Annotated in this window: 18 protein-coding genes and 1 riboswitch; of the genes, 4 read left to right on the top strand and 14 right to left on the bottom strand. The window is 37.1% G+C overall.

Going from position 1 to position 21,087, the window contains the following annotated elements; all coding sequences use genetic code 11:
* Positions 1 to 21: 21 nt before the first annotated feature.
* The 5 genes from QZ413_RS05735 to QZ413_RS05715 all read right to left on the bottom strand — a co-directional run bounded on the left by QZ413_RS05735 (position 22) and on the right by QZ413_RS05715 (position 8,932).
* Complete coding sequence (locus tag QZ413_RS05735; RefSeq protein ID WP_297077412.1) at positions 22 to 2,694, bottom strand: Cna B-type domain-containing protein; 2,673 nt, start codon at positions 2,692 to 2,694, stop codon at positions 22 to 24.
* 173 nt (positions 2,695 to 2,867) lie between these two features.
* Positions 2,868 to 5,930 carry a Cna B-type domain-containing protein gene (locus QZ413_RS05730; RefSeq protein ID WP_297077410.1) on the bottom strand — a complete coding sequence of 1,021 codons (3,063 nt, stop codon included), beginning with the start codon at positions 5,928 to 5,930 and terminating at the stop codon, positions 2,868 to 2,870.
* Positions 5,931 to 6,273: 343 nt separating this feature from the next.
* Positions 6,274 to 6,723 (bottom strand): DUF2798 domain-containing protein, encoded by a 450-nt coding sequence (locus QZ413_RS05725; protein WP_297077408.1) that lies wholly within the window; start codon positions 6,721 to 6,723, stop codon positions 6,274 to 6,276.
* A 78-nt stretch (positions 6,724 to 6,801) separates the two neighbouring features.
* Positions 6,802 to 7,497 carry a response regulator transcription factor gene (locus QZ413_RS05720; RefSeq protein ID WP_297077407.1) on the bottom strand — a complete coding sequence of 232 codons (696 nt, stop codon included), beginning with the start codon at positions 7,495 to 7,497 and terminating at the stop codon, positions 6,802 to 6,804.
* Positions 7,475 to 8,932, bottom strand: coding sequence for a HAMP domain-containing sensor histidine kinase (locus QZ413_RS05715; protein ID WP_297077405.1), 1,458 nt, complete (start codon positions 8,930 to 8,932; stop codon positions 7,475 to 7,477). The genes QZ413_RS05720 and QZ413_RS05715 overlap by 23 nt, the downstream gene beginning before the upstream one ends.
* Positions 8,933 to 9,047: 115 nt before the next feature.
* On the opposite strand from QZ413_RS05715, the gene QZ413_RS05710 reads away from it, so the two are divergent.
* The 4 genes from QZ413_RS05710 to QZ413_RS05695 are packed head-to-tail and all read left to right on the top strand — an operon-like array spanning position 9,048 to position 11,673.
* Positions 9,048 to 9,416, top strand: a complete 369-nt coding sequence (locus tag QZ413_RS05710) for a hypothetical protein (protein WP_297077403.1) — start codon at positions 9,048 to 9,050, stop codon at positions 9,414 to 9,416.
* Positions 9,347 to 9,610, top strand: a complete 264-nt coding sequence (locus QZ413_RS05705; RefSeq protein ID WP_297077401.1) for an FMN-binding protein — start codon at positions 9,347 to 9,349, stop codon at positions 9,608 to 9,610. Before QZ413_RS05710 ends, QZ413_RS05705 begins: the two co-directional genes overlap by 70 nt.
* Positions 9,611 to 9,623: 13 nt before the next feature.
* A complete protein-coding gene (locus tag QZ413_RS05700) occupies positions 9,624 to 10,421 on the top strand; it encodes an FAD:protein FMN transferase (protein WP_297077398.1) in 798 nt (265 codons plus the stop codon).
* Complete coding sequence (locus QZ413_RS05695) at positions 10,390 to 11,673, top strand: ferredoxin reductase family protein (RefSeq protein ID WP_297077396.1); 1,284 nt, start codon at positions 10,390 to 10,392, stop codon at positions 11,671 to 11,673. The genes QZ413_RS05700 and QZ413_RS05695 overlap by 32 nt, the downstream gene beginning before the upstream one ends.
* Before the next feature lie 171 nt (positions 11,674 to 11,844).
* Here QZ413_RS05695 and QZ413_RS05690 read toward each other — a convergent pair whose 3' ends face one another.
* The 9 genes from QZ413_RS05690 to fetB all read right to left on the bottom strand — a co-directional run.
* Positions 11,845 to 12,849, bottom strand: coding sequence for a linear amide C-N hydrolase (locus tag QZ413_RS05690; RefSeq protein ID WP_297077394.1), 1,005 nt, complete (start codon positions 12,847 to 12,849; stop codon positions 11,845 to 11,847).
* Between the two features lie 95 nt (positions 12,850 to 12,944).
* Positions 12,945 to 13,844 carry an LCP family protein gene (locus QZ413_RS05685; protein ID WP_297077392.1) on the bottom strand — a complete coding sequence of 300 codons (900 nt, stop codon included), beginning with the start codon at positions 13,842 to 13,844 and terminating at the stop codon, positions 12,945 to 12,947.
* Between the two features lie 29 nt (positions 13,845 to 13,873).
* Positions 13,874 to 15,028, bottom strand: a complete 1,155-nt coding sequence (locus QZ413_RS05680; RefSeq protein ID WP_297077390.1) for an FtsW/RodA/SpoVE family cell cycle protein — start codon at positions 15,026 to 15,028, stop codon at positions 13,874 to 13,876.
* Complete coding sequence (locus QZ413_RS05675; RefSeq protein ID WP_297077388.1) at positions 15,021 to 16,166, bottom strand: FtsW/RodA/SpoVE family cell cycle protein; 1,146 nt, start codon at positions 16,164 to 16,166, stop codon at positions 15,021 to 15,023. Before QZ413_RS05675 ends, QZ413_RS05680 begins: the two co-directional genes overlap by 8 nt.
* A gap of 74 nt (positions 16,167 to 16,240) precedes the next feature.
* A riboswitch (M-box (ykoK) riboswitch) is annotated at positions 16,241 to 16,408 on the bottom strand.
* A gap of 130 nt (positions 16,409 to 16,538) precedes the next feature.
* Entirely contained in the window at positions 16,539 to 17,285 is a 747-nt protein-coding gene (locus tag QZ413_RS05670; RefSeq protein WP_297077387.1) for a hypothetical protein, read from the bottom strand.
* 42 nt (positions 17,286 to 17,327) lie between these two features.
* Positions 17,328 to 18,155: an energy-coupling factor transporter transmembrane protein EcfT gene (locus tag QZ413_RS05665; RefSeq protein ID WP_297077384.1), complete on the bottom strand. Its 828-nt coding sequence runs from the start codon at positions 18,153 to 18,155 to the stop codon at positions 17,328 to 17,330.
* Positions 18,152 to 19,855 carry an ABC transporter ATP-binding protein gene (locus QZ413_RS05660; RefSeq protein WP_297077382.1) on the bottom strand — a complete coding sequence of 568 codons (1,704 nt, stop codon included), beginning with the start codon at positions 19,853 to 19,855 and terminating at the stop codon, positions 18,152 to 18,154. The genes QZ413_RS05665 and QZ413_RS05660 overlap by 4 nt, the downstream gene beginning before the upstream one ends.
* Positions 19,856 to 19,923: 68 nt before the next feature.
* Entirely contained in the window at positions 19,924 to 20,475 is a 552-nt protein-coding gene (locus QZ413_RS05655; protein ID WP_297077380.1) for an ECF-type riboflavin transporter substrate-binding protein, read from the bottom strand.
* An 86-nt stretch (positions 20,476 to 20,561) separates the two neighbouring features.
* Positions 20,562 to 21,087 (bottom strand): ABC transporter permease (gene fetB, locus QZ413_RS05650; RefSeq protein WP_297077379.1); only part of this gene is annotated, 526 nt, incomplete at its 5' end.

Below are 21,087 nucleotides of genomic sequence, written 5' to 3'. Positions count from 1 at the left end.
CTTAAAAAAAGAGTTCCTTTATTAAGGAACTCTTTTTCTATTAATTATATTTTTTTTTTGATACCAAGAAAAGCTAACAAAACCTAGACTGATCAATACCACACTAGCTCCGACGATGATCAACAGTTGCTTAGTCATTCCTGCTCCAGTTTCCGGAAGCACACCTTCAGGTTGATAGGTGTTCAACATATTCGCAGTAATTTTCCCATTTTTCATCACAGCCTGTTCTGCAGCAAAAGTATAGCCATTAGGAATTTCTTTTTCTTTCACAGTATAACTATATTTTTGATTTGTTTTTTGATCATACATCGGCAAGTCAGTAAAGGTATAGGTCCAGTTTCCGTTTTGATCAGGTTTTACTGTTTGTTCTTTGATTACTTTCTCATTTTGAAGTAATTGGACAACGATTTCTTTAGGGCGCGTACCATACTGATTATTGCCATCCTCCCATTTTTTCTCGCCTTCCACTTCGGTATGAGCATAATTTGAAATTACCTGTGAGTCACTTGAAACAACAGAATCATAACCTGGGACAGCATCTTCTTTGATACTGTATTCATACTCTTTACCAGTCTCATCGTATTTAGGCAGATTCGTAAATTCATATTTCCAGTTATTGTTTGCAGTTGCCACTTGTACTTGTTTTGTATCGATTGGTTCATCGCTGCTCTCTTTTAATTTACGATAAAGATGAACCGTTATCTGATCTGGGCGCTTCACTCCATCTGTATATCCATTATCGTCAAACCATTTTTTCTCACCTTTTAACGCAGTCAACTGAATGTTTGTGATCGTCGTTCCATCTACGTGACTTTCATATCCTGGAACTGTAATTTCTTTCACACTATATTCATAAGCTTTTCCGGATTCATCATACTTCACTAAATCAGTAAATTCGTATTTCCAGTTATTTGCTGCCGTAACGACTTGTGTTTGGCCTGTTTCTTGACCATTTTGTAGTAGGCTTACGGTAATCTGATTTGGACGATTTTTGCCATCATCCAACCATTTTTTCTCACCTGAAATACTTGTTTTTTCTACAGGTTTCATATTCAAAATAATTTCTTTTTCCAATTTCAATGCTTCTGGCATAGTAAAGATCGCTTTATATTGATTTGGATTCGAGTCACTGATCAACCCTGTTTTCCCATTATCACTATTCCAAAAGTCAGCTGTGTTTTTCTTAAATCCAATCACGACTTGTTTACCGTCAAAATCTTTGATTGGTGTCACCTTGACAGTAGTAAATGAGCCATTGACTTTCGAATTATTGATTGTTTCGATTTTTACAAGATCTAAATTTTTCGAAACAGATGTTGTCCCGGTCGTTGTATCGATCGTATGTAAAAACAATTGTTGTCCAGCGGGCACATTAATCGTATAAGTTTTATTTTGTTCTACTGTATACTCATCCACTGGAACTTTTTTATTATTTTTATTGATGACAGTTGAACTTGTAGGTGTTTCGTTCTCGAATTTCAGATAACTTAAATCTTTAAAACTTTTTTTCAAAGCTTCGATATCTTTTTTAGCTTGTGTATATTTTGCACTCCAAGCCCAGTTAAAATTCGAATACCCCCCACTAAATCCACTTCCATTTAGATTATATTGTGGTGTAAAATCACTATCATAAATGACTAATCGTTGATAGATATTCACATTATTGGAAGCTGCAATCTGCCAAACCATTGTTTGCATGCGAAACATGTATAAACGTGCCATATCAACAGTCGACGAACTCATCGTACGGTTATTAAATAATTTAGGTACTGTATACTGTGCTTTATCAGATAAATGATTCATACCCGCATTTTCTGCTAAAGTGGCCCCCATATGCATCGTATAGACTACGTCTTCTGCGGCATCTTTTCCAATATATTTTGCTAAATCTGAATCCCATTGGCCAGCCCCTGTAATTTTTGGGTGAAAAATATCGACACACATCGCTAACTGATTCGGCAAGTACTGTCCCCAACTATTTAGTCCCCAAAAGTAATATGGGTATCCGGAACTTTCAATTCCACTACTATAGTAAGGATTGCGATTGCTAACAGCAGATGTATTGACTAGTACTCGAAAATACTCGGCCATCGTACTAGTATCTGCCGTCCAATTCTTAGATATCAAGGCACGGCTTCGACGTAGATCTGTGATTTCTTGAGCTTGTTGTAATTCAAAAAATCCTGGATTGGCCTCTTTTATATCAATCATCTGATGTAGATTGTTCCCAAAATCAAGATTAACTTCGCCAGTCGGTGTGCCATCTTTTAACGCAGCTAGCAATTGGATTTTAAGAGATTGTCCAGCTTTCAACAAACTGGTATCACTTAAATTTAGTACAACATATTGTTGCCCCATTTGGATCCGTTCTTGTGTACCAAATAATTGGTCCTGTGCATTACGAAATTCTAGTTCACTTGTTGCAAATAATTCTAATTGGGTTGGTAAATTGTAACCATATTCTCCATTCACAATAGCTTCTTGTTTTAGTTTAAAAGTTAGTGTCACAACTAACGGCATTCCAACTGAAACATCTTCTAAATTTTGTTCTCCACCTTTGACTACCTCAACTTGTTCCAACGTAGCAATCGAATCTAGCGACTGTACATCGGCTTTTGCTGTCTGACTTAACCCCACTAAACTGAACATCACACCTAAAAATAAAACTAGAAATACGTTTTTTTTGATATTCATTTTTGTAATCCCCTTTGTATATAACGTTATTTTATTCGTCATCTTCTCTTCAATTATCAGTATAAATTATATTTATTGTTAGTCACGAACATTCCTTTGTAATTTTACGAACACTTTTGTAAGGTGTTATAAATATAGAAAATGACCACCTATGATAAGGCAGTCACCTTGTATTAGTTATCAAAATATTTTTTAGATTGATATACTGCATAAGATGTAGCAAGTAAACTCATAGCTGTAATGCCTGAACCGGCGATGATTAGTCTTCTTTTTAACTTACCTTTCCCGGTTTCTGGCAATACGCCAGTTGGTCGATAAGTATTCGTTAGATCGATCGTGGTTTTGCCATTTTTAATAACTGCTTCGGAAACCGATAAAAGATATTGTTCGGGAATTTCTTTTTCGGTGACGGTGTACGTATAGATTTGATTGGTTTCTTTATTGTACATTGGTAAGTTGGTAAAAGCATAATTCCATTTTCCATGTTTATCTGCGGTAATTTGTTTTTCTTGATAGGGTTGACCGTCTTGTAATAATTCGACAATGATCGAATTTGGCCGTGAATTGAGTTGATTATCGCCATCATCCCAGATTTTTTCACCATTAACTTCAGTATAGGCATAGTTTGAAATCGTTTGATAGTCATTTGAAATCACAGACTCATACCCAGGGACAGTTTCTTCTTCAATGGAGTATTCGTATAACGTTCCGCTACTATTGTATTTTGGCAATTCGGTAAAGTTGTATCGCCAATTAGTGGATTCTGAAACAGATTGGCTGTCTACTTTTGTTTTACCAAAAATACTGCCTTTCGTTTTACGATAAAGATTCACCGTGATTTTTTGAGGACGATTGCTTCCATCCCCATCAAACCATTTCTTTTCACCTGTTAAATTAATTAATTGGGTATTTGTAATGTTATTTCCCGAAACACTGGTTTCATATCCATCTACTGGAATCTCCGTTACGGTATAGCTATATAATTTTCCATTTTCATCATACATCGGCAAATTCGTAAACGTGTAACTCCATTTTCCTAAGCGATCTGGTTTTACTGTCTTCCGATCATATTCTTGTTTATTTTGTAATAAGATCACAGTGATTTCACTGGGGCGTGTTTTGTCGCTATTGTTGCCATCGATCCATGTTTTTTGACCGGAGATGCTTGTTAATTTCGTATTGATAATCGTTGTATCTTTGATCGTGGTTTCATACCCTGAAACAGCATCTTCTTCTACTGTATAGTCATACTTCACTCCAGAAATATCAAACACCGGTAGATTATTAAATGAATACTTCCAGTTGGTTTGTGCGGTTACCGTTTGCTTATCGATTCGTTTCCCATTTTGCAACAAATGAACTGTAATCGACTTTGGTCTATTCGTACTATTGTCGTCATACCAGATCTTTTCGCCTTCGATATCTGTCACTTTCGTATTGGTAATCGTTGTACCATCAATACTCATTTCATATCCTGGAACAGCTTCTTCTTTGACCGTATAGGTATATGCATTCCCATTTTTATCGTATTTTGGTAATTTCGTAAAGCGATACTGCCAATTATTTTGCATTGTAGCTTCCGTTTGATCAAATTCGATTCCGTTTTGAAGTAAAGCAACTGTGATCGCTAGCGGTCGTGCTTTATCCTCACCGTCAACCCAAATCTTTTCACCTTCAAGTTCCGTTTTTTCGCCTGTATCCTCTTCTTTTTCAAAAGGGACTTTAGTCGTTGGACGGTATTTAGTCGGTAAAGTATAAACAGCTTTATATTGTTTATTCCCTTCTGAAATCCCACTAAAGCCAACGTCACCTTTCCAAGAGTCTTTTGGTAATTTATAAAAAACCAAATTTACATTCTGATCAGCCGGTAATGGCTTATTCAGTTGCAGTTTTAATTCCGTAAACGGTACATTTTTTTCAGGTAAATCGCTTTGCACTAAATACTCAAGGTTTTCTGACTGCTCATAATCCAAATAAACTTCAAAATCATCTTGTTCTTTAGGTAAAGTTAACGTGATCACTCGATCAGTTGAGAGTTCTTGGTTTTGCAAACTATCGATAAATGACCAATCATTAAAATAGACCCGCATTTGTTCTAACTCGTTGATGTACTTTGTTAGATCAACACTTGAAAAAGCTGTCCCTGGTTTACGCATCACTGGATTGATATCACTTATCGGCAAAGTCTGCAAACGATAGTCTGGATTCAAATTCCCTAGAGCAGCAACTTGCCACGCGATCAATTGTGCCGTAAACATATAGGCCCGTTGATTGTAGCCTTTTTCGGTCAACATATCGCCAAAAATAATTGGTTTTTGATAACTGGCACTTTTCAAGATTTGCATCCCGTTTTGTTCTGCACGAATCGCGCCCATATGAATAATATCTACAATATGTTTTGCAGATTCTGGATCAACATACTCTTCAATATCTGATTTGTATCCGTTGCCCTCTACTAAGGAATGAAAAATGTCGATGCAAATGGCAATCTCATTTGGATAATACACTCCGTTTTGTGCACTTTTCCCAAAAAAGATATAGGGTACACCACGTTCTGGGATACGCCCTTGATAATTAGGATTTTTCGCCTTAATCGTATCCCCTTTTAAGCGGGCTTCAAAATATGTCCCCATCAACGTATAATCGTCTTCAAAATAAGGCGCTGCTCGTTCTTCTAGAGCATAATTTAACACGTCCGTTTTCCATCCAAAAAAACCTGAAGTCGCAGCTTCCACTGTTAAATCTTGGATCATTTGATCCCCAAAAGTCAACGTACGATTGTTGATGAATTGCTGCTCTTTCACTCTTACGAAAAAAGATACATGCAATTTTTGCTTTTCTAAGTAATTGGGTAAAACCAGGTGCAACACAACCAGCTCATCACCAGAATAAGATTTTTCCATTTTTCCTACGATTTGATTGTATTCGTTATACACCATCGTGTTTTCGTTTACCATTGCAGCTAATTCAGAAGGCAATTGATACATCACCGTTTGATCTGATGCAAAAAACGTCTTTTCTGGTAGATCAAAACTTACTGTTGCTTGAATCGGTGTACCAACGATTGCTTTTTTAACAGTATTTCCTTCCATATCCGTAAATCCAACTTGTGATACATAATCGTTTAATAAAAATTCTTTTGCATGAACAGTCGTTGTCACAAAAGAAGTGATTATACTGAAAGTTAGTACTATTATGTATAGATGTAACGATTGATGCTTATGTATGCTCCCCATTTTCATTTCCTCCTCATTTAAACGCTCTATCGACATATTTAACTTAGCATTTACTTATATGTTGTTCAACTTAAATATAACACCTTTAAATAATTATTATAGTTATTTTTAATATTAAAAAAGTTTTATTTTAAAATAAAAATTCTATTTAAATATGTTATTTTATACCATAATAAATATCAACCCAACCTGTATGTTTCATTAAAGCCTTTTAACTTAATTTGTAACAAAAAAAAGAAGTTCTATGCTAAAAAACGCATAGAACTTCTTTTTTATATAGTGATTCCTTAGCTTTAACAAAATGATTTAGATGTACAAATGCCTAAGCAAAAATTCCCAAATTTTACTCGGTTGCGGTTTGTTGAACTTGAGACAACAGATAACGTGAAATTGGGCCTACGATCAATAATTGATAAGGTAACGCGACAATAAAGTTTAATCCCCAAGTTTGAGCATAGACAGTTCCAAACTCAGAAAATTGCCCATTGATCAAGATTCCAAAGGCAGACATAAACGTTACCATTCCAATGATCATGAGTGTCGAAATGGTCAAGATCAAGAAAATCGGTTTTTCTTTAGGAATCGGTAACGAAAATGCAATTTTTTTCGCAATCACGCCGACGATAAATACATCTAAAACAAACGCGAAGATAAATGCTGGAATCAATCCGATCGCAAAACTCTCAAGTGTTAAGGCTTGATGTAATGAAAGATTGTAAATACTCATTCCAATCACCATCAATCCGCACATCATCGTTGTAAAAAATAGTCCTTCTTTTTTGTTGGTTGGCATATCATTTCCCCCTATATTTATGAATAGGATTTAGTCTAGCACAAAATTCCAACCGTTCGTAAGTGAGAATTTTCTCATTTACGGAATAAATTTATAGCCTGCTCCCCAAACCGTTTGAATGTGTTTGGGTTGTGCAGGATCGCGTTCGATTTTTTCACGTAATCGATTGATATGAACAACTACCGTCCGTAAATCACCAAAAGATTCTCCACCCCAAATACGATCATACAATTGTTCTTTACTTAATACTTGGTCGACATGTTCCATCATGAATAATAATAATTCAAATTCCTTACGTTTTAACGTCACTTCCTGATCAGCTACCCACAATCGATACGCTTGTGGTTGAATTCGTATCGGACCTACGACTAATTCATTTTGGATCGGTACGGCATTAAATTGTTGCTTGAGTCGATCGTAAGTTGCTAAATTGGATTTGACGCGTGCAACTAATTCTGTAGGTGAGAACGGCTTACAAATATAATCATCTGCCCCAATACCTAGTCCGCGTAAACGATCGATCTCATCTGTTTTGGCCGTAACAAACAAAATTGGAATCATTAAACGTGAACGCAACGTCTTCATGATCGTTAATCCATCGATTTTGGGAATCATGATGTCTAAAATAATCAAATCAAACGATTGCTTCGTCGCATAGTTCAAGCCTGTTTCTCCATCTAATGCAACTGTCACTTGATACCCATTGATTTCCAAAAAATCTTTTTCAATCATCGCGATCGCTTCGTCATCTTCAATAATTAAAATTTGTTCCATCGAATCCCTCCTCCTTATCTTGTGGAAATAAAATCTGAATCCCTAATCCACCTACTCCTGTGAGATAAGCTGAGACTGTTCCATTGGCGGACTCAACGATTTTTTTCACCATCGCTAAACCGATCCCACTACCTTTACCAGGATTAGTTCGTGCTTGATCACCACGATAAAATATATCAAATAGATACGGTAATTGTGTCGGCTCGACTCCCTGTCCATTGTCTTCGATCCGAATTAAAAGCTGATCATATTCGACCTTAGTTTGACAATGAATCACAACAGGCGACACACGTGCATATTTTAGACTATTTTCAAAGAGATTCAGCCAAATATTACGCAAATGTTGTGGATCGATCCATACTTTGGTAGTTGGTGCTGCTAGATCGAGTTTTACTATAAGTTCTTTTGTTTGAAATTCTAATTCATGTTCGACAATATACGCACGTAAAGCATCGTCGACGATGACTTGATCATAATGAATTGTTTCCTCACCGATATCTAATTTAGAAAATAGAAACAACTGATCAACCAAGCGGTTCAACTCATTCGTTTTTTGTGTAATGATTTGTAAGTAACGTGCATATTGTTCTGGAGTTTGAGCAATCCCTTGTTCCAATCCTTCGACGTATGCTTTGATCGAAGTCAAAGGTGTCTTAATATCATGAGACATTCCAGCAATCAGCGCTTTACGATTTTCTAGTAATTGCTGTTGTTGCTCCACCATAATCTCTAAACGTGAGGCCATTTGGTTAAAATTATCGATGGCTTCTTGAAACTCATCTTTGGTTTGGTAATCGATGCGGTAATCCAACTCACCTTGGCTAATCGTATCGACCCCTTTGATCAATACAGACAATCCTTTTTTTATCGGTTGATAGAGGATACGCGCAAACACCATCATAGCAATCACTGTTAACAATAGCGCGACCAATAAAGAAATCCAAATCAGTTTTTGCAATAGCTCTTTGTGTTCAAACAGTTGTTTTTCAATCATTGCATGATACGCATTATTGACTACGATCACGGTCCCTTTTTGGAAAGGAATCTTTTCGATCAAACGTTGATCAAAAGAGACTTGCTTTAACATCGGTTGAGCCAAAACTTGTTCAACGACCGAATCAACTTCTTGTTCACTTTTCCAAACCAATTGATTTTGGTCATCAAAATAAAACACTTCGACTTGCTTAGAGCCTTTTTTTTCATACATTTCTTGTAACTGTTGGGTCAGATCTGTGGTCTTTTTTTGTTTCCCTATTTCTTCGATCGACTCGGTTAATTTAAAATAAGTCGCATTTTCGCGCCAATGTTGATAGAACTCTTGACCAAAATGACGATTGACTGTAAAAAAAATCAAATAGCCTGATGCCAAGACAAATACAATCGGCAATATGATCATGATGACATTTGAGAGATACAGACGTTGTTTCAATTTCATAAGCTTGCTCCTACTTATTCTTAAGAGTTTGTTGATACTTTGTTGATATTTTTCCATCAATTTTGTGATGAATCTTGGATATACTAAATTTATCATATTTATAGGAGGAATCAACATGAAACATTTACCTACTAAAATCATGCTCCTCACACTAACAGGAGCATCTATTCTAGCCGATACGTATTTTACCTTAATCAAAAAGGATACCGATACGCAAGCTGCCACAACTCAAACAGTTGCAAACGTTACACAAGCGGCTACAAATCAAAGTACTACGAGTCAAAAAACGACTACTAGTCAAGATACATCCCAAACTCAAACAGAACAAGAAACTGCTGAAAATACACAAACGACTACAGCTTCTAGTTCTGGGTATCAAGATGGGACATATACTGGTAGCGCGACAAGTACACGATGGGGCGATGTACAAGTACACGATGGGGCGATGTACAAGTACAAATCACGATTGCAAATGGTCAATTGACTAATGTCGATGTATTGTCTTATCCCACTCGTGATCGCAAATCACAATCAATCAACCAACAAGTTCTCCCTACGTATAAACAAGAAGCAATCGATGCCCAATCAAGTTCGATCCAATTGGTTTCTGGTGCTACAGAAACCTATAACGGATTTACCGGTTCACTGCAAGATGCATTAAATCAAGCATTAAGCTAAAGGAGGGATTTGTATGGAACCTTGCTATGACATTACTGTTTTATCTCACATGACGATCCCATTTACGATTCACTTGGTGACTACAAAGCCTCTGGATCCATATTTAAAAAAAGAAACAATCGATCAAATCGATCAATTTTTAGCCCGTATCAATCGTGACTATTCACCATTTTTAGAAAGTAGTTTCGTTCGTCAACATCCACAAATGGGACAAGTCGTGCCTACATTTTTGCTTCAAAACCAGGAATATCAAGCAATCTTTGCACAATGTTTATTGATGCAAGAAAAAAGCGCAGGTATTTTTGATCCTTTTTATAGCGGAACATACGATCCAACTGGTTTAGTCAAAGGTTGGGCGATCGAGGAAGCATTTTTTCGTTACTTACAACCATTACTAGATACCAATCAATTAATCGCAGCTTCTATTAATGGCGGTGGTGATATGCAAGTAGGCGCAAAAGAACAGGTCGATTTTTCTTGGAAGATCGGGATCGAACACCCCACGAAAACTGGAATCATCGCAACCTATACTTTAAAAAATGGAGCGATTGCTACTTCTGGTAACACAAAACGCGGGCAGCATGTTGCCAGCGGTCGTGATTTAAGACAACAAGTTACTGTTTTGGCTCCTTATCTTTCTTTAGCAGATTGTTGGGCCACTGTAGGTCTCGCCACGGATGATCAACATTTTCAAACCTTTATCAAACAAGAAAAATTGACTGGAATCGTTTATCTAAACGAACATCACACCTATCAATTCCAACAAGGAGGGATCACTTATGATACACAGTCATCGCTTTCGTGTGAATAGTTTATGGCTTTTAATCTTATTTACTTTGCCGTTACCGCTATTATTTGCGATTTATCAAGAACTGCCTAGTCTATATCAAGGAGAAAAACTCGGGATCAACGCTGGTTTGATCGCCTATACATGGATGCTTGCTGTGATCTACTTAGCCACAAAGCCAAAATGGTTAGATAAACGTATCGGTCTACCAGACATGTATCTGGTCCATGGGATGTTATCGATTTTCGCTTTGCTCTTAGCTTGGTTACACAAATATCTATCTCCATCAGCTGGATGGATCAAAACAAGTGGCGATTTTTCGTTGTATGTGTTTACCGGTTTAATTGTATATTCACTCTTTTTTTTAGGCGGTTGGTTTACTAGTCGCGTGAAAATTGCAGCGTTTATCAAAAAAAGTTTAGAAAAAATATTTAAACATGAAGTTTCCGTTTGGTTACATCGACTCAATATCGTCGCAACGTTAGTCGTTTATGTCCATGTGTGGTTGATTGACTATTTACGTACACTACCACTATTTTTCTTTTTATTGACACTTTATACAATTTTGACATTTGCAAGTTATGCATGGTATTTACTGATTACCAATCGTTCCCTAATGCCTGGTGTGATCAAAGAGATTTCGTTTGTCGCTCCCACTATTTTAGAAGTCGTGATCAAAGCACCTCGATCATCGTTAAAACAAGTCCAGTCAGGTGATTTTATTTTCTTATCCTTCCCACAGATCCAAGGACTAAAGGAGCCGCACCCATTTTCTGTAGCCAATGACCCACGTCAAGCTGGATCGATCAAATTATTGATTGAAACTGTAGGTGACTACACTCAGCAATTAGCCAACGTCACCTCCAACACACCTGTAACGTTCTCAAAAGGCTATGGTGTCTTACACGATATGATCAAAAAGACACAACCCGCACAAGAAATCGTCTTACTCGGCGGTGGGATCGGTGTTGTTCCTTTCTTTTCTATCTTATCGGAATTTAAAGAAAAAACGATGTACTTCTTTTATTCAATCAAAAAAGAAAAAGAATTTCTAGAAAGCGAACTACTTGAAACATGGGATCAAGCACAAAATCGGACATTATTTCTTCAAAAAGGACGGTTCACAAAAGACCAACTAAAAGAACATGTTCCATTACATGAAGATGCGATTTACTTGATTGCCGGACCGATGGCGATGAATCTGGCTTATGAAGCATTTTTAATCGATCACGGCATCACTAAAGAACAAATCTATTACGAAAGTTTCAGCTGGTAATCAAAAAAGGTTGTGACAGAAGTGGTCAAATTCAAGAAATAAGCCGAATCATAATCGAAATAGGTGAACCTATTATCGACATGATTCGGCTTATTTCCGTAGGGCTACTTTTGGAACACCATTTATTCATTTTTAGTGCTGTGATAGAGTTCTGTCACAGCCTCTTTTCTTCTATTCGCCAACTAGGTGATGGTAAAGATTTTCAGTCAAATTGATCGGTAAATGAGTCGTATTGTCGCCAAATTGTGCACTTAATTCAGCTAATGATACGGTCGTAAAAGTTTGCGAAGCGATCGGTAACAGTTGTAACGTGCGATTTTTGATATCATATCCCACCCAATAAGAAGTCGAATCGCCAACTGTCGGCGTATCTTTTTCAATACCTTTTGGAATAATCACAGAATGAAATGCGGTATATAGAGCATTTAACGCATGTTCATCATTGACCTTATCCATCATTTTCGTCAACATCGTAATTTTGATGAAACGTGATGGACTAGTGTAATCACCTGGCAATCCTAGTAGTCCTGAACCGCTCTCGATATCTTTGATCACAAGCTCACCGACTTGCGATTGAGCAATCGTATAATCAGATAGATTGACATAATTTCTAAGATTCGTGACATGCCAATCATATGTCGGACTATTGGTCATCGTTTTTGTTGTTTGGTAATGGATCGTAAATTCACCATTTTCGACTGGTTCTAAAACGATGGCATGACCATGTGCATCGGCAAACATCAAGTGAAGTGGTGTCAATCCATTTTCTGGCATTGTACTTTTTTCAATCACTGCTAAACGTGATGCTAATGCGCCAACTTCTTCAACGGTTTGACATTGTGCTAAGAAATAAGAAACGAGTTCATCTAATACCACTGGAAGTTTATCTTTTTTCTTCAAACTTGTTTCATTTGCCCAAGTCGCTTCTTCAAAAAAGAATAATCCTCCCGTCAAACCAACTTCATTAATACCATCCATCATCATATAAGAATTAGGCAATCCCATACCAAAGAAATCATATTTCGCGGTGATCGTTCCAGATAACATGTCTAGTGGGTTGTCTTTTGGCATATAAAGAACTTCTCCACCACTTTCAAAAAAGTCAATCGGAAAATCCATGGTTCTTGCCCAATAAGGATTTTTTTGTAATGATTCAATCATTGCTGCTGTACACATGCTCATTCCTCCTAAACATAACTAAGCTCTACGTCTAGTTTAAGCTATCTAGACTAAATCTCACCATTCATTTGACGATCATTCTTGTAAGGAGATTATTGATTTAGAAATTGTTTAATTGCTTGTTGATTTTGTTGTAGATCAAGTTCTAATACACTACCAGAAGGGGTATCGTCATTGAAATCCCAGCTACCTTCTACAGGCACAGATAATGTATTAATCTCTTTTACCTCTCCTTGAACAAAATCCAACCCGCATTCAACTAAAAAGCTTTGCGGTAGATTTGTTTGAATACTTCCCATCAATTTTCCAACTGCCTTTGGTAATTTCAAAATCGAGGTGACGTCTTTTACCTGATCTGCTAATGCCGTTACGACTTGTTGTTGACGTCTCACACGGCCAAAATCACCTTCTTCATCTTCACGGAAACGAGCATATTGTAACAACGTATTGCCATCCATTTTTTGAACTCCAGGATGAATCTCAACACCGTCTAATTCCATTTCTTTTTCAGCATCGATCGTCACTCCATTCGGAAAAATCTCATTGACACAATCGATAAAACTTTGAAATGTAATCGTCACATAATAAGGTACATCCATCGCAAAATTATCTTTCAGTGTTTCTTGTAATAAAGGATAGCCTCCGTATGAGTAAGCTGCATTAATTTTATCTTCACCATACCCTGGGATATCGACATAAGAATCGCGCATGATCGATACCAATTTTGCATCGTGGGTCTTTTGATTGTACTGTCCGACCATCAATGAATCCGAACGGCCATTCTCATCTAGGGAACGAGCATCAGATCCTACTAATGCGACTTGTAAAATATCAGGGATATCTTTACGTTTGACCACTTTCGGAGCATTCGTTTGTGATCCGGTTACTTCTTTTGCTGCTTGGTACCCCATAAAAAATTCGATTCCAATATATCCTGCGACTATAAATACAACTGCGACAACACCAATAAGTACTCTACGAAAAATTTTCATTCTTTCTTCCTTTCAGATCTTCTCTATGATCAGTTATTCTGTTTTGGTTTCATCCCCAAAATGATCCCTAACCCTAACCCGATTGTCAGCAAAGAAGTCCCGCCTTGACTTAAAAATGGTAATGGGATCCCAGTTAATGGCAAAATCCCAATAGCGGCACCGATATTTTCAAATACTTGGAACAATAAAATAAAGATAAATCCTACACAATAATACAAACTGGCGCGTTGATTAGTTTTTAATCCTGTCATAATCATTTGATAGAACAAGTAAAAATACGTAAACAAGACCACACAACTACCTAAATATCCAAAACGTTCTGCTACGACTGTAAAGACCATATCCGATTCTCTAACTGGCACATAGATCGACTGGGCATCTAGACTTTGACCAAAGACTCCACCTGAACTTGTCGCTAACATACTACGAACCTGTTGATAAGCAATCGTATCTTTGTAAGCAAAGGGATCGATCCACGCACGAACTCGATCTAATTGATATTCTTTAAAATGTAACGTATATAAGATTTCTTGTCCCCATTTTGTAAATACGAACAACAATAATGCACTCGCTGCTAGTGCGACACCTAAAAAGCCAGTCAGTAAAATCCGCCAATCAACACCTGCGATGACAAAAATGGCCATCAATGCCCAAATAAATACGATACTCGTACCAAAATCTCTTTGTAAAAACATCAGTAAAAATGTTGGCAAAGCGAGCAGTAAAATTTTAGCCATATAAATTAAATCTTCTTTTAACGTGTAGCGGACTTTCTCTTGCCTTAAGGTGATCGTCAGTAATACTACAGCCAATACAAACGTGATCTTCACCAACTCTGAAGGTTGCCATGTAATCGGTCCTAAATGTAACCAACGTTTCGTTCCAGTCAACTGATACATCGTAGGATCATAAAAAAACTGCAATAACATCATCGGAATTAATGATAATCCATACAACCAATATGCATACTTGATAAACAAGCGAAATGGAATCAAACTTGAACCAAATAAAATACATAACATTCCAATCGCAAAAATAAGTTGTTTAATGACAATCGATTTCACTGGATTTCCATCTAATACAGCTGCTTGATATTGAACCCAAACACTGATCAGCAGCAATAAAAAAATCGGTAAAAACAATGCATAGTTTATTTTTTCAACATTGCGACGAGCGCTACGCATCTAAACCACCTCGCTTTTGATTCGCTGAAATATTTAAAGCTAATCCAATCGCAAAAGATAAGATCAAATAACTCGTTCCGCCATAGCTAATAAAAGGTAATGGCACACCCGTCATGGGAATAAATCCTAAGATACTCGCTAAATTGATACAGGTTTGCGAAAAAATCAGCAGGCCGATTCCTAATAAAATAAGCGCTGCTTGTTGATTAGCCGTTTTGGTTGCCAGTTGAAACAATCGTAAGCATAAACCAAATAATAATAAGATCACACCTAGCGCTACGATTAATCCTAGCTCTTCTGTTAAAATCGAAAAAATAAAATCTGTTTCAGATTCTGGTAAATATCCTTTTTTGGTAATACTGTTACCAATCCCACGTCCAAATAGTCCTCCGTTATAAAGTGCATAATAAGAATTAGCCATTTGATACCCCGAACCATGTTCATCTAAGAAAGGATTTTTAACCAATGCGATCCGTTCATATGCATGCGCAAAAATCCCAGGTAATAGATCATGACTTCCTAAAAATAAAACGCCACCAGCTACTAGAACCAGACCTAAAGTCGCTCCACCTGCGATCATCGCCCCTTTTTTGAAAGGAAGTAAAGCTGCCCAAAACATCATCCCAGCAATAAACAAAATCATAAATGCTCCAGCAATCTTTGGCTGAAATAAAACAAGAATAGCCATGGTAATGACGATCAGTACTGTTTGAAGTAATTTTTTAGGAATTGAGGTAGCCGAACGAAAGACATAAGCCAAATATAAAATCAAAGCTAAGTTTGCTAGCTCAGCTGGTTGAAACTGAAAGCCAAAAATCGACAACCAGCGTTGTGCCCCGTTGACAGTTACCGCAAATAGACCGACTTTGACCATGATCAACGTTACTAATGATACGATGATCCCAATTTTTGCGATGCGATACTGTAAAAAATAACGTAATTTCAACGAATATGTTACCCCAATCACAAACCAACTTAATAACATAAATATGAATTGTTTGATCAATAGACTCGTTGCCGCTTGATGATTTACCAATAAGCGATAAGAACTGGCACTATAAATTTCCAATAACCCGATAATCGATAATACTAAATAAGGTACGAGTAAAACCCAATCTAGTTGTTTTACACGTCGCACATGTCTACCTCCTTATGCTTCAACGCAATAAAAAAAGTCAGTCCCCCACCGAACAAGGAGCTGACTACGACTTCATCTAATCTCTTCGTCCGAGTTTTAGCACTATACAACGTAAAGGAAATATCCTTAGCTATTTTGAAAAAGCCTTAATTCGACAATTTCTGCTTCATCCATTGGCGTCTTTCGACGTTTCTGAACAATAGCTTATGTTTGTATAGGAGCCTCACCTAACAAGTTTTATTTAGTTTTCATTTTCTATTCTTCCTTATCTTAGCGAGAAATATTTTATTTTTCAACAAAAGTTCGAAAATTCACGAATAACTAAAACTTTCCTTAAAAAATAAAAAAGCTAAAGTTAAGGTTCCCCTAACTTTAGCTTAGCCAAAAATCAAGATCAAAATCGTCTTGTAAAAAATCACTCACCAGTTCACTCGTCTCTTGACTCGTGCTATTAGGATGCACTAAAGATTCGCTAACCGATAAACTAAGCGACTGCGAGTTCATCACACTCATCACAAAAGGTGAATAGTTGCTTTCACTGCTTGATTTACTAGAAGCTGTAGATTCACTAGTAGTTGTCGAGCCACTTTGTTTTTCTTCTGCTAACAAAAGTGAGGAAGAGCTTGTTTCACTCATTTTTTGACTTTGAGATTCACTGACTTTTAATTGACTGTTTTTTTGAGATAGATCGTTTGCTGAATGTGTACTGGTAGACTCGCTTGCTTTTTGACTTGTACTCTCCATCGTCTTCAAACTCGTCGATTGAACCGCACTTTGACTATTACTAGTCGATTGACTGTTTTGAAGAGATCCAACATCAGTTGATTCTTGTTTTATATTATTTGAAGAAATAGGTGCTGAAGCTACGATCCGCGTTTTTTTCTGTGCGAGTTCTGTTACTGCAGGAATCTTCGTTTGTTTTTGATACATATATAGCTTTTGCGTATCCATTTTGATTTCATTTTGCTTTCCGGTGTGTTTACTTTCATGTTCTAATGCCATCACTTGCTCGTCTTGACGAACACCAAAAATTGCAACTACCCCTGCTAATCCTAGCGACAAGTGTTGTGCTGTTTTTTTGAACATACTAAACGGTCTGCTTGTTTTTTGTTTCATCATCATTACGCTCCACTTCACTTGATATTTGAACGGATCCTCTCATCAAAACGGATTGTAAAAACGACCATGATTTACCATGAATAAGCCAATACTACTTGCAAGAATCATTAATGCAACTAAAATCACGATATAATCGATTGCTTTAAATGGTTGTGAAACGTACCATGTTCGTTTTTTCTTCTGACCAAACCGTCTGAGCTCCATTGCTGTACTAATGACTTCGATACGCTCTAAACTTGAAAAAATCAACGGCAATACGATACGTGCTGTTCCTTTGATCCGCTGGGATAATCTTCCTTTTCTAGACATTTCATACCCACGGGCTTGTTGAGCTTGCGAGATATTCATAAAGTCTTCTTGGATATCTGGAATATAGCGTAAAGCTAAAGAAACAGCATAACTGACTTTATAGCTGATGCCAATTTGATTTAAGCTAGCTGCAAATGAACTTGGATTTGTTGTCAATAAAAAAATCAATGTAAGTGGAATCGTACAAAAATATTTTAACAATAAATTAAATAAATAAAAGACTTCTTCTTGTGTCAAATTGAAGCGGCCGAAACCATTTAGCAAAATATGTTCGCTTCCGTATAACTGCACTCCATACATTGGTTGGAACACATATACTGCGACTAAATTTAAAACAGAAAAGAATGCGATAAATTTGACTACAAATGATACTTGTTGCCATTTGATACTCGAGAATTTAAATAGACCTAGTGAAAACAAACTAATAACGAATAAAAAGCGCGTGTCATACGTTGTCATACAGGCAATCGTTGTTACTAATAAAAAAACTAATTTAGCTGTTGCATTCACATTATGGATGACTGTTTCGCCCGGGTGATACCCTAATGTTTGTTGATTCATTGTTTACGTACCTTCCGATCATGTGTAATGAACTGATGCGTGAAAGCGATTGGATCATTTAATTCAAACTGTTTGGCTAGTGTAAATAAACTGGTTTCAGCCAACGATGCTTGTTTGATCAACAGCTTGTCTGTCAACACATCGACTGGCGTCGTATCCGCTAACAACTGCCCTTGATCGATCACCAATACCCGATCTGTGTATTCTAACATCAAATGCATATCGTGCGTTACCATAATAATCGTGTTGCCTTGTTCGGATAATTGATCAATAAACTGCATCATTTCTGTATAATGATAAAAATCCTGTCCAGCTGTTGGCTCATCCAATAAAATAATTTCTGGTTCTAGTACTAAAATCGAAGCGATAGTCACTCGTTTTTTTTGCCCATAACTAAGTGCAGAAATCGGCCAATTACGAAATGCATACAGTCCACAGATTTTTAATACTCGGTCGACTTTTTCTTTGATTACATTTTCTTCAACACCACGTAACACTAATCCTAGGGCAATTTCATCGACGATCATTTTTTGTGAAATCATCTGATTAGGATTTTGCATCACGTAACCGATGTGGTCCGCACGTTCTTTAATCGATGCTTGTTTGATCGAACAACCGTTTAGCATGATCTCTCCTTGAATTGGCAAAAAGCCACAGATGGCTTTGATCAGCGTTGATTTTCCGGCTCCGTTTTTTCCAACGATGCTGATACGTTCTTTACGATTGACCGTCAGACTGATTTGTTTCACAGTAGGCTGATTTTTGAGATACCCTGCGCTAAACTCACGTAAGGTTAATAGCGGCTTTGTGTCTTGTGATTGTATTTTTTCATCTAACTGCTTTTGCCACTGCGTCAATTTTTCATGAATTAAAGGATGAGACACTTTGGATAAAGGTGTCAACTGGTCCAAGGTGGTCAAATCAACCCCCGCGTATTTTAACGCACTGATATACAAGGGTTCACGAATACCATATGCACTTAAAGTTGCCGATGCGAGTAGTTCATTTGGTGTTACATTTGCTACAATCGCACCTTCATGAAAAAGTAAGATACGATCGACTTCATGAGTCAATACTTCTTCTAATCGATGCTCGATAATCAAAATAGTCGTTTTATTTTCTTTATGTATTTGGTCGATCAAAGCAATCGCTTCTTGCCCAGCCTGTGGATCTAAGTTAGCAAGCGGTTCATCGAAAACCAAGATCGGTGCTTCGTTGATCAATACTCCTGCCATTGAGACCCGTTGTTTTTGTCCACCAGAAAGGTCTTGTGGTCGATGTGCTAAATAGTGATCGACATCAACGATTTCTGCCCATTTTTGTACTTGTTCCTTCATATAGGTCACGGGTTTTTCGTCATTTTCCAATGCAAAAGCGATATCTTCTGCCACTGTCAAACCAATAAATTGACCGTCAGTATCTTGTAACACTGTCGATGTTTCAAAAGAACGATCAAATAATGAATCTTGAAAAACTTGGCGATTGTTGATCCATAATTCTCCTTTTGCTTCACCTTCATATTGATTGGGAATCAAACCATTAATACAATGAGCAAAAGTGGATTTCCCACTACCAGAAGGTCCAATTACCAAAACTTTTTCGCCTTCGTATATCGTAACATCGATATCTTGTAGCGTTGGTTCTGCTTGCGTAAAATATTGAAATGTAAACTGTTTAAATTCAATAATAGGCTTTTTCATCTGTTCTCCTTTACCTAAAAAAGAGCCGAAAACTCAGTTACTCGTCCTGAGTTTTCAGCTTCTCAAGATCAATCTTTTTTTAGACTACCTTGTTTTGTTTGCGTTGCAGCATAAGCTTTCATTAAAATCGTACCAATGATGGCAACAGATAGAATGTTGACTAGCGCTGAAATTACCCCTTGTGTATACACTTTACTAGCAGGTTCACTGTAGATCCAGATATCTAAAGTTGGCGCGATGATGATCCAAACCACTAGATTTCCTAAAATTTGTGCAATATTAAATGAAATGATCCCTTTTTTCTCAAAGACACCGTGTGCCAAATCTAACTTACGACCAGCTAGACCGAATACTACACCTAAAATACCGGAACAAACGACCCAACTCCACCAAGGAGCACCAGACGTTGTAAAATCAGTCAACGCATGACCGATCAAACCGATCAATCCTCCGGCAACGGGACCAAACAAAACTGCCATTAAAGCTAGGAAAGGATACGTTGTTTGAATGTTCGTATTTGGAATACCTGTTGGAATCGTTACAAAACGGCCTAAAATCACATATACTGCCGCACCAATCCCGATTGCCACGACTGTTTTCACTGAAAATCCTTTTGACATGTCGCTTCTCCTTTATCACTGCGTTTATTTTTATGAATTCTTTTCTATCTTATAATTTCAGTCTAAAAAAAGCAATGGAATTCCTACTATTTTAGCTGATAGTCTTTCGTAAAATACGTTTTATATGCATAATACCCCGCAATGATTGAGCCTAAACTTGTTGTCGATAGCAACATAAACATCACCATGATTTGATACTTGATGGCATGGACTGGATCAAGCCCAGCAAAAATCAATCCCGACATCATTCCAGGCAGACTCACAAGTCCCACCGTTTTCGCTGAATCGATCGTCGGTTGCATCGCCGTTTTGATACTTTGTCGTAAAATGGGTTGTGAAGCTAATTTAATCGACGCTCCTAATGCTAATTTTTCTAGAACTTGTTGGCGTTGATCTTCATATTGAGAAGCTAACTGACGATAGCATAGGCCGATCGCAATCATTGAATTACTAGCGATCATTCCCGTGATTGGTACGATTTGTGAGGGAATAAAAGATACCGCACCTGCCAGTAATAAAATCCCCAACGTAATATAAGTGCTAATAAAAATTGCTGCAAAAGAATGCCAATAGGTTTTCGTTTGGCTTGGATTGCGTTTATGGGCATTGTAT

Origin of the sequence: uncultured Enterococcus sp., assembly GCF_913775425.1 — a bacterium.
GTDB lineage: Bacteria > Bacillota > Bacilli > Lactobacillales > Enterococcaceae > Enterococcus_G.
This window is presented reverse-complemented; position numbering and strand designations above follow the sequence as displayed.

Excerpts from the sequence above, each read along its gene's own strand:
- QZ413_RS05735 (WP_297077412.1), bottom strand. The coding sequence starts at position 2,694 with ATGAATATCAAAAAAAACGTATTTCTAGTTTTATTTTTAGGTGTGATG.
- QZ413_RS05730 (WP_297077410.1), bottom strand. The coding sequence starts at position 5,930 with ATGGGGAGCATACATAAGCATCAATCGTTACATCTATACATAATAGTA.
- QZ413_RS05725 (WP_297077408.1), bottom strand. The coding sequence starts at position 6,723 with ATGCCAACCAACAAAAAAGAAGGACTATTTTTTACAACGATGATGTGC.
- QZ413_RS05720 (WP_297077407.1), bottom strand. The coding sequence starts at position 7,497 with ATGGAACAAATTTTAATTATTGAAGATGACGAAGCGATCGCGATGATT.
- QZ413_RS05715 (WP_297077405.1), bottom strand. The coding sequence starts at position 8,932 with ATGAAATTGAAACAACGTCTGTATCTCTCAAATGTCATCATGATCATA.
- QZ413_RS05710 (WP_297077403.1), top strand. The coding sequence starts at position 9,048 with ATGAAACATTTACCTACTAAAATCATGCTCCTCACACTAACAGGAGCA.
- QZ413_RS05705 (WP_297077401.1), top strand. The coding sequence starts at position 9,347 with ATGGGGCGATGTACAAGTACACGATGGGGCGATGTACAAGTACAAATC.
- QZ413_RS05700 (WP_297077398.1), top strand. The coding sequence starts at position 9,624 with ATGGAACCTTGCTATGACATTACTGTTTTATCTCACATGACGATCCCA.
- QZ413_RS05695 (WP_297077396.1), top strand. The coding sequence starts at position 10,390 with ATGATACACAGTCATCGCTTTCGTGTGAATAGTTTATGGCTTTTAATC.
- QZ413_RS05690 (WP_297077394.1), bottom strand. The coding sequence starts at position 12,849 with ATGTGTACAGCAGCAATGATTGAATCATTACAAAAAAATCCTTATTGG.
- QZ413_RS05685 (WP_297077392.1), bottom strand. The coding sequence starts at position 13,844 with ATGAAAATTTTTCGTAGAGTACTTATTGGTGTTGTCGCAGTTGTATTT.
- QZ413_RS05680 (WP_297077390.1), bottom strand. The coding sequence starts at position 15,028 with ATGCGTAGCGCTCGTCGCAATGTTGAAAAAATAAACTATGCATTGTTT.
- QZ413_RS05670 (WP_297077387.1), bottom strand. The coding sequence starts at position 17,285 with ATGATGAAACAAAAAACAAGCAGACCGTTTAGTATGTTCAAAAAAACA.
- QZ413_RS05665 (WP_297077384.1), bottom strand. The coding sequence starts at position 18,155 with ATGAATCAACAAACATTAGGGTATCACCCGGGCGAAACAGTCATCCAT.
- QZ413_RS05660 (WP_297077382.1), bottom strand. The coding sequence starts at position 19,855 with ATGAAAAAGCCTATTATTGAATTTAAACAGTTTACATTTCAATATTTT.
- QZ413_RS05655 (WP_297077380.1), bottom strand. The coding sequence starts at position 20,475 with ATGTCAAAAGGATTTTCAGTGAAAACAGTCGTGGCAATCGGGATTGGT.